Raw genomic sequence first — 12,441 nt, 5'->3', positions numbered from 1 at the left:
TTAAGGATAATCATCATGATATTTTTACAACATAATTAAACTAGGTATGAGCATCATTTATTTACTGATTAGCGTAAGTGTTTCAGTCGCTATTATTTTTTTTATCGCTTTTGTGTATTCTGTAAAAAAGGGGCAGTACGATGACACCTATACTCCTTCAGTACGTATGCTTTTTGATAATGAATTGGTAAAGACTAAGGATCAAAAAGGAAAGCTAAATGGAGAAAAATCAAAAAAAGACGCAAGCAAATCTGAAACTACTTCACCTAAATAAGAAGGAGGTGCTGAGGTATTTATATTTCAAAACCAACACTCAAATTTTAAAATCAACTTAATTCATCAACTCATAGAATATGCAAACAGAACAATTTTACTACGATAATAAGATCGTGAAGAAGTTCGTAAATGCCACCATATTTTGGGGTATTGTAGGAATGACCGTTGGACTATTGCTGGCCTTTATGTTTTTATTTCCAAATGTAACAGACGGAATTTCGTGGTTGAGTTTTGGGCGGTTACGCCCACTTCACACCAATGCTGTTATCTTTGCCTTTGTAGGTAATGCCATCTTTGCTGGGGTTTATTATTCTTCACAGCGTTTGTTAAAAGCACGTATGTGGAAAGACTGGTTGAGCAACCTTAACTATTGGGGTTGGCAAGCCATCATAGTTGGTGCGGCAATCACTCTACCATTAGGCTACACCACTTCTAAAGAGTATGCAGAGCTAGAATGGCCTTTTGATATTGCCATTGCAGTTATCTGGGTAGCGTTTGGCGCCAACTTAATAGGGACTATTCTAAAAAGAAGACAGCGGCATCTCTATGTAGCAATTTGGTTCTACTTAGCAACTTTTGTGACTGTGGCTGTTCTTCATATTATAAACAGTGTAGAATTGCCTATTAGTATTTTAAAAAGTTACTCGGTCTATGCAGGAGTTCAAGATGCTTTGGTACAATGGTGGTATGGACATAATGCGGTTGCATTCTTTCTTACTACCCCATTCCTTGGCTTGATGTATTACTTTGTGCCTAAAGCGGCAAATAGACCTGTATATTCTTACAAACTTTCTATCGTTCACTTTTGGTCGTTGATTTTTATCTACATCTGGGCAGGACCTCACCACTTGTTATACACGGCATTACCAGATTGGGCACAAAATCTGGGTGTAGCTTTTTCCATCATGCTTATTGCTCCGTCTTGGGGTGGTATGATAAATGGACTTTTAACCTTACGGGGGGCTTGGGATAAAGTGCGTACCGATCCAGTTCTTAAATTTATGGTAGTAGCTATTACTTGTTATGGTATGGCAACCTTTGAAGGTCCTTTGCTTTCGCTTAAAAATGTAAACGCCATTGCTCATTATAGCGACTGGATTATTGCACACGTTCACGTGGGTGCCTTAGGCTGGAATGGATTCTTGACTTTTGGTATGATATATTGGTTGGTGCCTCGACTTTTCAAAACGTCATTATGGTCTATCAAACTAGCCAATGTTCACTTTTGGGTGGGGACCTTAGGTATTATTATGTACGCCTTACCCATGTATGTTGCAGGATTTGTACAAGCGTCTATGTGGAAGCAATTCAACCCAGATGGAACCCTTATGTATGGTAACTTTTTGGAAACACTTAATGAAATCGTTCCTATGTATTGGATGCGGGCAATAGGGGGAACTCTCTATATTCTAGGAGCCTTTGTGATGCTTTATAATGTTGTAAGAACCGTGAGACAAGGAGGCGAGGTTACCGACGAATTAGCAGAAGCTGAACCACTACAAAGAGTGACTAGAAAGCGGACTGCTAAAGAAGGTTACCACTCATGGTTGGAAAGACGACCAGTGAAACTCACCATTTTTGCGACTATCGCTATTTTAATAGGAGGTATGGCGCAAATTATACCCTCACTGATTGTAGACGATTATGTCCCCATTATATCTACTGTAAAACCGTATACCCCCTTAGAGCTTGAAGGTCGAGATCTTTATATACGAGAAGGTTGTGTGTCTTGCCATTCGCAGATGATACGTCCCTTCCGAAGTGAGGTAGAACGCTATGGAGATTATTCGAGATCTGGAGAATATGTCTACGACCATCCTTTCCTATGGGGAAGTAAGCGAACAGGGCCAGATCTGTTTCGTGTTGGTGGAAAATACAGTGACAACTGGCACTTAAATCACTTCTACGATCCACAAAGCACCTCGTCAGGTTCTATAATGCCATCCTATAAATGGCTCATCAACAGCAAACTTGATAAGAGTCAGACGGAAGACAAAATGGAAGCTATGATTACACTTGGAGTTCCTTATAGTTTGGAAGAGGTAGAGCGGGCTCAAGAATGGATGGCAGAACAAGGCGCGCAAATTGAGAAAAATCTATATGCAGATCCCGATTTTGTAAAAACGTATGAAGCCGATAAAAAGTATGCTGCAGAAAATGGAGAAGATTTTGTAGAAATGCGTAACCGTGAAGTTGTCGCTCTTATCGCCTACCTGCAAAGGTTGGGAACGGATCTTAAAATTAAGTCACCAGACGAAGTCACATTAACCAAAAACCAATAATTATGTTGAAATATATAAAAGGCAATTTGGAAAATATAGATGGCGTAGAGATCTACCCTATTATTTCCTTAGTCATATTCTTCGTTTTCTTTGTTGCTCTTTTCTGGTGGGTATTCACTACCAAAAAGGAGCATATTCAAGAAGTAAGTAATATTCCTTTAGAGAATAACCCAAAAGATGACATCTTATGAAGACCGCAGCATTTTTAAGACTATCAGGCTTTGCAATTTTCGGGTTTTTATTCCTGAATTATAGTGGGACAACAGGGGAGGTTTCAATATTTATAGAGAAGCCTTGGTTGTGGGGAGCGTACGGAATACTCATGCTTATTTACATTGCTGGTGAAGTCTGTATTGCAGCACTAAGCAGCATATTGTATAGAAGTCTAAACCCTGAAAAACAGGCAAAATACGATGAGGACCTTGCTCTGGCCAAAGAAAACCAGTTCAGTTGGATCAAGACCACTTACAAAAACCTGCTGGGAACCAAACCTGTAGAAGAAGAGGGTGAGATTGTTTTGGATCATAACTATGATGGTATTCGCGAACTGAATAACAAATTACCACCATGGTGGGTTTACGGATTTTATGCGACTATCATTTTTGCTATAGTTTATATGGTTCGTTACCATGTTTTTGACGGTACCGATCAAATTGAAGAATATCAAATTGCTTTAGCCGAAGCGAAAATTGAAATCGAAGACTACAAAAGGACAGCAAAGGATCTTGTCGATATAAATACAGTCGTAAGACTTACTGAAGCTAGTGACTTAGATGCTGGTGAGGGTATTTTTACTAGTAATTGCGTCGCCTGCCACAAGGTAGATGGCGGTGGTGGTATAGGTCCAAACCTTACCGATGACCATTGGATATTAGGTGGAGGAATTAAAAATGTATTTAAGGTTATTTCTGAAGGGGGTCGTGCTGGTAAAGGCATGGTGTCTTGGAAGGCTGAATTGAAGCCCGCTGAAATGGCACAGGTAGCCAGCTATGTCTTAAGCTTACATGGCACCAATCCTTCAGATCCAAAAGAACCACAAGGTGAAATTTGGGTAGACCCAATGGCGTCTGTAGAAGACGTAGAGGCGATGATAAAAGATCAGCCTGTGACTGAAGATATAATTAAAGAATAGTAATACTGAAGCTTAAATATGAAAGAAATAGCAGAAAAGTTAAAGGTAAGTGATCAGCCTGTCATCAAAACTATTTACAAAGGAGGAGATACGACCATCATCGCTATAGGTTTAGGACGTGGGGTGGAATTGGCAGAACACTCAGCGCCTTGTAAAGCTAAGTTAATGGTTGTACAAGGTGAAATTGATTTTAACACTGAAACAGAAAGTAGGCGTTATGCTTGTTTTGAGAGTTATGATATTCCTCTGAACCTAAGACATAGTCTTGTGGCCCGGGACGATGCACTAGTTCTACTTTTTTTAACTGAGGGATAGGCCGTCTTAAGGATAAAGAATCTAAAGCTCCAAAAGCTCAAAATTTAAATACTGATCTATATCGGCAAAACATAAAATAATGGCAGAACAAGGCAAGGATAATTTTAGGGATACCATTGGAACGCTAAATGAAGAAGGAGATAGAGCCTGGATTTTTCCAAAAAAACCTGTTGGTAAATGGTACGAATACCGAAAATATGTGAGTTATGTGCTTTTAACTTTCCTATTTGCGGCACCCTTTATTAAAATTGGTGGGCATCAATTTTTGTTATTTAATGTTTTAGAACGGCGGTTCAATATTTTTGGATTCCCTTTCTGGCCTCAGGATTTTTACATTTTTGTGATCATGATGCTTACTGGTGTCGTTTTCGTTATTCTTTTTACAGTTGCCTTTGGAAGACTCTTCTGCGGCTGGATCTGTCCACAAACTATTTTTATGGAAATGGTATTTCGTAGGATTGAATATTGGATAGATGGCGACCGAGGAAAGCAAAAGCGTCTCGCGAAAATGCCTTGGAATAAAGAGAAAATCCGTAAGCGTTCTTTGAAATGGTTTGTTTTTTTTGTGATTTCCTTTTTAATTGCCAATGTTTTCTTAGCCTATCTCATAGGGAGTAATCGCTTACTACGATACATCACAGACGGACCCATGGAACATTTAAGTACTTTGATTTCGCTAGTGATCTTTACAGGAGTGTTCTATTTTGTATTTGCCTGGTTTAGAGAGCAGGTGTGTATTATCGTTTGTCCTTACGGAAGGTTGCAGGGCGCCTTACTCGATGATAAATCTATTGTTGTTGCCTACGATCATAAACGTGGAGAAAAGGATGAGGGACGTGCCAAATTAAAGAAAAACGAAGATCGTGAAACTTCGGGAAAAGGGGACTGTATAGATTGCCATCAATGTGTAGATGTATGTCCTACTGGAATAGATATACGGAACGGTACCCAACTGGAATGCGTTAACTGTACAGCCTGTATAGATGCTTGTAATATTATAATGGAAGCGGTGGATCTCCCTAAAGGTCTAATTCGCTATGCTAGTGAGGAGAATATAGAAAAGAAAACAAAATTTGAATTCACTCCGCGTTTAAAAGGATATACCGTGGTCTTGGGGATACTGGTTTCGGTGCTGGTAGGGATGCTTTTTTTACGTAACGATGTAGAAGCGGATATCTTTAGACTACCTGGACAGCTCTATGAGTATAAGGCAGATAACCTTATAAGCAATGTGTACACCTATAAACTTATTAATAAAACGAACACGGACATTGAAGATGTGCGTTTTGAACTGATGTCTCATAAGGGAAGCGTTGAAATAGTAAGCCGAGACACCTTTACAATTCCTGCAGGTGGTATGGCAGAAGGGACGCTTTTTGTTGAATTGAATCCGGGTTCACTGAGTGGTGATAAGGATAAAGTTGTTATAGCAGTATTTAGCGGAGATGAACAGATTGAAACGACGCGAACAGCCTTTTTAGGACCGCAGACTTATAAGTAATTCGGAGTTTTAAAAGGCGTGAGGGATAGTAGTGGAAAGCCCACAGCTCTCCTGAAGGCTTTCTGGAGAGTGAGGACTTGCAACGTATAGCCTGACCTTTTTGATGCTTTTGCGAAAAAAGGGCACGCCCAAAACAGTAAAAATCAATATAAATTAAATCAATATAAATTAAGTCAGGATGAAGGAAAAGATTAAGAAGGATTGCTGCCAAGGCTGCAAAAATGGTCAATCAGGAAAGAATCCATTATGTAAGGCTAAAGGGATGTGCTCAAAACTCGATGCTGAAAAGCAAAATACCAAAAAATAGGAATTATGAAAATAAATTGGGGAACTGGACTAGTCATTGGAATGGTTATTTTTATAGGCTTTATTCTCATTTTGGTGTATAAAATGACAACCGATCATAATCTTGAGCATGATTTAGTCACCGATGGGTATTACCAAAAAGAAATGGAGTTGCAAGACGATATTTATGCGCGGCAGAATTCTATGGCCATGGAAGAGCAGATTATAGGACAAAAAAATACGAAGGGCTATGGGCTTGAGTTTCCAGAAACTTATGATCCTAAGAAAATAGAAGGAATGGTGTTCCTTTATAGAACATCCAGTAAAAAACTGGATTTTGAACTTCCACTAGAACTTACAGATTCCAATTTTCTTATTCCTGATGAATTTTTACTAGAAGGCCGATGGAATATTACGATAGATTGGGAGTATGAAGAAAAAAAATTTCGTTTTAAAAAGGAGATAACCTATTAGGTATGTTGATTTCAGCACTCATATTCGGTTTGTTAGGAAGTTTCCACTGTGTGGGAATGTGCGGTCCTATAGCGTTTTTGCTACCTGTGGATCGTCATAATCCCGTAAAACGGATGCTGCAAATAATGAGTTATCATGTGGGAAGATTATTGACTTACGGCACTATTGGGTTGCTGTTTGGTTTTTTGGGCAGACGCCTGGATTTATTTGGATTCCAGCAGTACATTTCCGTTGCTGTAGGGGTCTTGATGGTATTAGCAATTCTGGTACCTTCAAAATTATTTAGGCGGTATAACGGCTCTTCCTTTATGTACAGATGGGTCGGTAAAGTGAAAAGTGCTCTTGGTTCAGAATTGAAGCGGAAGTCGATGGATAGTTTCTTTACCATTGGTTTCCTAAATGGATTTTTACCTTGTGGTTTGGTCTATATGGCGGTTTTTGCTAGCATTGCTGCCGGAAGTGCTTTTGAAGGTGGAGTGTATATGGTGTTTTTTGGATTGGGAACAATTCCTCTCATGACAACAGCAACCTATTTAGGCAATTTCTTAAACGCTACTTTTAAACAACGCATCTTGAAGGTGATACCTGTATTTGTTGTGATTGTTGGAGTGCTCTTTATTTTGAGAGGATTAGGTCTTGGAATTCCATATATATCTCCCGCAGAAATAGTGTCTATAGAACAGGTCTCTGCAGAACACTCTTGTCATTAATTTTTACATATAAACTTAAAACACTTTCTTATGAACACACATTTTTTACCACTTGTTAATTGGGGGCTAGGAACAATCATGATTGCTGTTTTTGCTGTGGTTTGTATCCTTCTTGTAGCCGTAATTTTTAGTCTTGCAAGCAGCGATAAAAAGGCACCGAACACCGATGATACGACAAAAGAATCTAAGCATACAAATTCAAATCCTTAAGTATTATCTACACTAGTACTTTGAGACTGATGGCCTGGGAGGGTAGAATGTCGTATTTAGGGTATTGCCATTTATAGGCAATGTAACATTCCTGATTTACAAAATCAGCAAAGGAAAAACTTGCAAGCTAAAAAAAAACGATTGCGCTATAAAGATACAGAAAAGCACCAAAAAGAGTGAAGCTCCACTAAAAATAGAGCTTTCTCACCTCTTAATTTTTGTTATTTTAATTTGATTCCCATTTCTAAATTCTAGACATGGGAGGAAGATTTATGTGTTTTTTATAGACTTTTTTAAGATTTTTGAACTAAATCTAATGGCATGTCTGTTTTCTGTCCTGGTGATTAAAAATCCCCGCATAACCTTGCCTAGCTTTTGTTGCTCCACCCCCCTAAAGGGAGCAAAAATCCCAAGTCAGTTACTGGTTTTTACAATAGAGTCATCCTTTAGTCTCTATAATTATTGGTGGGGCAAAGCGATAGTCGGCTAATTAATGTTTAGCGATGTTAACGGACAATGCACAATTTTAATGGCTAGCTGCTTTGAAGCAGCTTCAGAACGGAAGTGTGCTTTATTTTGAACTCCTCTTTTTGACTAAATTTTAAACATAGAATTAAACAGTCATTGAGAACAATTTAGTTTTTGGTTTTTTACGTTGCAATCTCAGGTCAAATGGCAAACATACATTGCGTACAAAGGGCTTTCCTGCTTCGGTAACGGTAATACTATCTTCAGCTATGTCTACCAATCCGTCTGCCTCCATTTCTGAAAGCTTAAACACGATATCCTCCATTTGAGGGATTTGAAGAGGTTCCTCTTCCCATGAGGTTTTGAAACTGCACATTAAGTTGAGAATATGTTTACGGATGATGAGGTCTTCCTCAGTTAATAGGTGACCACGCAGTAAGGGTAAAGTGTCCTTTCGCAGCAACTCATAATAGTCTTTTAAGGTCTTCACATTCTGCGCAAAGCCATACCAGCTATCTCCAATGGCAGAAACTCCGAGACCTATCATGACATCGGTTTTTGAAGAGCTATAACCCATAAAATTACGATGGATCTGTCCTTTTTGTTGCGCTTTATAAAGTTCATCTGTTTTTAAGGCAAAATGATCCATACCTATCTCTACGTAACCAGCCTCTAGCAATCCCTTTTTACCAGTTTCGTATTGCAAGCGTTTTTGCTCTGGCGTAGGTAAGTTTTCTTCGCTATAGCCACGTTGTCCATTTCCTTTTATCCACGGCACATGAGCATAACTGTAGAAGGCAATACGATCTGGCATTAACGCAATGGTCTGTTCTATAGTATGGAGGACGTGCTCCTGTGTTTGGAAAGGCAGCCCAAAAATAATATCGTGTCCCACAGAGGAGAAACCCGCTTCGCGAGCCGTTTTTGTAGCCTGTTCTACATGCTCGAAAGCTTGAATGCGATTGATGGCTTTTTGCACGGTTTCATTATAATCTTGAACACCGTAACATACTCTAGTGAAACCGTTATGGTTAAACATTTCTAGGTGCTCTTTTGTTGTATTGTTAGGATGGCCTTCAAAACTGAATTCGCAATCCGCCGTCTTATCTGCTATTTTAAAAATACCCATTAGCAATTCCTCCAAATTTTCGACAGAAAAGAAAGTTGGCGTTCCTCCCCCTAGATGGAGTTGCTGAATGACTAGTCCATCTCCCAGAACCTCACTATACATAGAAAGTTCTTTAAGTAAAGCCTTAATATAGGGCAGTTCTAGAGTGTGATTTTTGGTAATTCGCTTTGTACATCCGCAGAAGGTGCACATGCTCTCACAAAAGGGTAAGTGGATATAGAGGCTAATATGTTTTGCTTTAGGTGTAACTCCCAATCCTCTCTGTAGGCTATCTTTCCATTTGTCGACTGTAAAGCTTCTCTCATCCCAATAGGGAACAGTAGGGTAGCTCGTATATCGAGGGCCTGGGACATTGTATTTTGAGACAAGTCTGTTTTTTGTAGTCATAGTCTTTGAGTTGTGATAATTACCAATTAAGCGGTGTTTTATTTTAAAAATAACTTGGCTTAAGGCTTCTTAGCTAAATACAAAAATAGGAGGGATGTCTCGAGTTTTCGATGACTTTCATCAGTTTACAAAAAGATTTTAATGGTAAATAAGAGCTTGAGTTTTTAAGGTATGGCTATAAGGGTATACCCACTAAAGTTTAAAATTAAGGGAGTTGGTCTAACCTCTTTTAAGTACAAATGGTCTCTGGATTAAATTCATTGTATGCTTTTGAAAAGAATTTATTCTGAATTTGTTCGCAACTCTATTTCATGCTCTACACTACATTTCTTAATACTCCATCTTAGCTTTCAACATCTATCTTGGAGGGGTGTTATGGTGAAGATTCTGTGATTATATGCTTATTTTGAAGTTTAGCAACACTAAGAGTTGAAGAGTAATGGCTTCCAAGATTTCACCGTTTATTAAAGCCTGTTTTTAATGTTAAGACCTATAAGATAACGAAAAAATTACTAAATTTATGTCATTACTAAAATAAGGATAACCCGATTTGTTGTGTTATCTTCAGGATAGCTACAATTTAAAAAATGACAATGAAACACTTACTATTAGGTTTTATATTTGGAATATCAATATCATTTATATCTTGGATAGTCGGAATGGTACTTAACGGTATTCTTGTTAAAACTGAATATTATAAGACACTATCAAATCTGAACTTTATTGAAAGTAAAGCTCTAAATAAAAATATTGGAATCGGTTATTTTAAGTGGATTGTGAAAAATACATTTTTCAAATTTTTTAATCAGAAAATTAAGTTAGAAAACAGAAAAGTTGATTTAACCGAAATACGAAATGAAATGACCCTTTCAGAAATAAGTCATTTAATCGGATTTATTTTTGTGACAGTTTTTGCCATTTATAAAAGTTTTACACTAAGCTTAGTATTTGGACTCACAATGATGATCCCGAATATTTATATGAATTTATATCCTTCATTATTACAGCAGGAAAATAAAAGACGAATCAACAAATTAATGAAACGAAATATAAAAAAAGAAGCTAACCCCCTATAAAATTAATTGCTGGTTTTAGCTTATTTGTGAATCCTGAAGCATCGGGATTTTATGTGCTAACTTAATTTATAAATCTCACAACTCACCTTATTTACACAACAACGGTATATACAACCTGAAAAAAATAATTTGTAACATTTTGACATTCCTTGTCTCTAAATGAAAACTAAAAGGAAACAAAATGAAAAAAACACTAACAGTATTCGTATTTATACTATCTACACTCGTTGTTAACTCCCAAACAATTTATTCAAAAGCATTTGGTAATCCAAATGATAAGCCGCTCATCTTCCTCCATGGTGGACCAGGATATAATTCTGTGGGTTTTGAAGCAACAACAGCTCAGGAACTTTCGGAAAATGGTTTTTATGTCATTTCTTATGACAGACGTGGTGAAGGAAGGTCAACAGATAAAAATGCAAAATTCACTTTCAATGAAACTTTTGATGATATAAATTCAATTTACGACAATTTCAATTTAACATCAGCAACACTAATAGGACATAGCTTCGGTGGTGTAATTGCAACCTTATATGCAGAAAAGCATCCAAATAATACTAAATCTATTATTCTTGTCTCAGCACCGCTGTCCATGCAAGAAACACTTTCAACCATATTAAAATCATCAAAATCAATTTACATTAGCAATAAAGATTCTGTTAATCTCAACTATATAAATAGGTTAGAGAAAATGGATAAAAGCTCTATAGAGTACAGTTCATACTGTTTTGGTCACGCTATGCAAAATGGATTTTATTATCCAAAAGAACCAACAACAGAAGCTGTAAATAGGTATTCAATGTTTAAAACAGATACTTTGCTTATAAAATATAGTTCACAAATGACTTATGAAGCACCAAGAGGATTTTGGCAAAATGAAAACTATACAACTTTAGATTTAAAAGACAATCTAAAACAAATAGTAAAGAATGGCACACCTGTCTTCGGCTTATATGGTAAAGATGATGGTCTGTTTTCAAAAAGTCAAGTCAGAACTATTGAAAATTTAATTGGGGAAAATAATTTGGAATATTTACACAACTGTTCTCATAACCTCTTTATAGATCAGCAAACCAAATTTATTGACGCATTAAAAAAATGGACTGAATAATGAATTTTGAAACTATCTATAAAACATATTGGCAAAAGGTTTTTAGGCTATGTATGGGCTATGCAAATGATACAGATGTAGCGAAAGATTTAGCTCAAGAAACATTTATTAAAGTTTGGAAACAATTACCCAAGTTTAGAAACGAATCTTCTATTGGAACTTGGATATTTAGAATTGCATCCAATACCTGTTTGCGTCAAATTCAAAAAGACAACAAGATGCCTAAGTCTGAATTACCAGTAGAGATTAAAGATGAAATTTTAGACACAAACATAGAGAAGGACATACAGTTTTTATATCACTGTATTTCAGAACTACAAGAAGTGGAACGAATCATCATATCATTGGAACTAGAAGATATGAATCAAAAAGAAATAGCTGAAATTGTCGGTCTTTCTGAAGGTAACGTTCGAGTTAAGATTCATAGAATAAAACAAAAATTAACACTAAAATTTAAGAATTATGGAAACTGATATAGATTTAAAAAAAATATGGAATACACAAAAGATAGAAACTCCAAAAGTGGAAATTCTTTATACCAAAGCAAATAAACTAAAAAGCAGAAGCTTTTTAAAGCTCATACTAGTCAGCATTACACTTTTACTAACCATTGCTTTTATTGGCTTTATTTGGTATTATTATCAACCTGAATTAGTAACGACTAAGATAGGTATCATATTAACTATGTTAGCGATGCTTATATTTTTACTGCCTTTTAACAAACAGTTTTCTTTACTGACGAAGAATAAGACAGAACCCAATAGTAAGGAATACCTTCAACAACTTATAAAGTTAAAAGAAATGCAAGTATACCAGCAAACTACAATGTTAAGTATCTATTTTATACTTCTTGCTTTAGGAATTGGGCTCTATATGTATGAATATGTTTCTAAAATGACAATTACTTGGGGAATTATCACCTATGCTATAACCATATTTTGGTTTGCGATCAATTGGTTTTATGTAAGACCTAAAGCAATTACAAAACAAAATGCAAAACTTAATAAACTATTAGGTGAATTTGAGAAATTGAATAATCAAATGAATGACTAATACCAAATTAAATTTATAATGTCGTATAAATA

The 12,441-nt window shown here is 36.6% G+C and carries 14 protein-coding genes; 13 read left to right on the top strand and 1 reads right to left on the bottom strand.

All coding sequences use genetic code 11. The features are described 5' to 3' along the window. The first annotated feature begins 46 nt into the window (after positions 1 to 46). From ccoS to CXF67_RS04850, 9 genes are all read left to right on the top strand, one after another. On the top strand, positions 47 to 274 hold the full coding sequence (gene ccoS, locus CXF67_RS04890) for a cbb3-type cytochrome oxidase assembly protein CcoS (protein ID WP_102087720.1): 228 nt from the start codon (positions 47 to 49) through the stop codon (positions 272 to 274). A gap of 79 nt (positions 275 to 353) precedes the next feature. Then, positions 354 to 2,558, top strand: coding sequence for a cytochrome-c oxidase, cbb3-type subunit I (gene ccoN / locus CXF67_RS04885; RefSeq protein ID WP_102087719.1), 2,205 nt, complete (start codon positions 354 to 356; stop codon positions 2,556 to 2,558). Positions 2,559 to 2,560: 2 nt separating this feature from the next. Further along, entirely contained in the window at positions 2,561 to 2,749 is a 189-nt protein-coding gene (locus tag CXF67_RS04880; RefSeq protein ID WP_015025042.1) for a CcoQ/FixQ family Cbb3-type cytochrome c oxidase assembly chaperone, read from the top strand. After that, positions 2,746 to 3,690 carry a cbb3-type cytochrome c oxidase N-terminal domain-containing protein gene (locus tag CXF67_RS04875; RefSeq protein ID WP_102087718.1) on the top strand — a complete coding sequence of 315 codons (945 nt, stop codon included), beginning with the start codon at positions 2,746 to 2,748 and terminating at the stop codon, positions 3,688 to 3,690. The genes CXF67_RS04880 and CXF67_RS04875 overlap by 4 nt, the downstream gene beginning before the upstream one ends. 18 nt (positions 3,691 to 3,708) lie before the next feature. Beyond that, complete coding sequence (locus tag CXF67_RS04870; protein ID WP_102087717.1) at positions 3,709 to 4,005, top strand: cupin domain-containing protein; 297 nt, start codon at positions 3,709 to 3,711, stop codon at positions 4,003 to 4,005. Positions 4,006 to 4,084: 79 nt separating this feature from the next. Continuing rightward, entirely contained in the window at positions 4,085 to 5,506 is a 1,422-nt protein-coding gene (ccoG, locus tag CXF67_RS04865; protein ID WP_102087716.1) for a cytochrome c oxidase accessory protein CcoG, read from the top strand. A gap of 312 nt (positions 5,507 to 5,818) precedes the next feature. Then, positions 5,819 to 6,265, top strand: a complete 447-nt coding sequence (locus tag CXF67_RS04860) for a FixH family protein (protein ID WP_102087715.1) — start codon at positions 5,819 to 5,821, stop codon at positions 6,263 to 6,265. A 2-nt stretch (positions 6,266 to 6,267) separates the two neighbouring features. Next, entirely contained in the window at positions 6,268 to 6,975 is a 708-nt protein-coding gene (locus tag CXF67_RS04855) for a sulfite exporter TauE/SafE family protein (protein ID WP_102087714.1), read from the top strand. A 30-nt stretch (positions 6,976 to 7,005) separates the two neighbouring features. Continuing rightward, a complete protein-coding gene (locus CXF67_RS04850) occupies positions 7,006 to 7,185 on the top strand; it encodes a hypothetical protein (protein WP_102087713.1) in 180 nt (59 codons plus the stop codon). 613 nt (positions 7,186 to 7,798) lie between these two features. Here the strand turns inward: CXF67_RS04850 and hemN are convergent. Next, positions 7,799 to 9,169: an oxygen-independent coproporphyrinogen III oxidase gene (gene hemN, locus CXF67_RS04845; protein ID WP_102087712.1), complete on the bottom strand. Its 1,371-nt coding sequence runs from the start codon at positions 9,167 to 9,169 to the stop codon at positions 7,799 to 7,801. Between the two features lie 593 nt (positions 9,170 to 9,762). On the opposite strand from hemN, the gene CXF67_RS04840 reads away from it, so the two are divergent. From CXF67_RS04840 to CXF67_RS04825, 4 genes are all read left to right on the top strand, one after another. Further along, entirely contained in the window at positions 9,763 to 10,245 is a 483-nt protein-coding gene (locus tag CXF67_RS04840; protein WP_102087735.1) for a glycosyl-4,4'-diaponeurosporenoate acyltransferase CrtO family protein, read from the top strand. A 181-nt stretch (positions 10,246 to 10,426) separates the two neighbouring features. Beyond that, positions 10,427 to 11,356 (top strand): alpha/beta hydrolase, encoded by a 930-nt coding sequence (locus tag CXF67_RS04835; RefSeq protein ID WP_102087711.1) that lies wholly within the window; start codon positions 10,427 to 10,429, stop codon positions 11,354 to 11,356. After that, a complete protein-coding gene (locus CXF67_RS04830; protein WP_102087710.1) occupies positions 11,356 to 11,829 on the top strand; it encodes an RNA polymerase sigma factor in 474 nt (157 codons plus the stop codon). The genes CXF67_RS04835 and CXF67_RS04830 overlap by 1 nt, the downstream gene beginning before the upstream one ends. After that, complete coding sequence (locus tag CXF67_RS04825; RefSeq protein ID WP_102087709.1) at positions 11,819 to 12,409, top strand: hypothetical protein; 591 nt, start codon at positions 11,819 to 11,821, stop codon at positions 12,407 to 12,409. Before CXF67_RS04830 ends, CXF67_RS04825 begins: the two co-directional genes overlap by 11 nt. Positions 12,410 to 12,441 lie beyond the last annotated feature (32 nt).

This window comes from Psychroflexus sp. MES1-P1E (genome assembly GCF_002836055.1).
Taxonomy (GTDB): domain Bacteria; phylum Bacteroidota; class Bacteroidia; order Flavobacteriales; family Flavobacteriaceae; genus Psychroflexus.
Note: the sequence above shows the minus strand (reverse complement) of the source record. Positions and strands in the feature narration are given on the sequence as shown.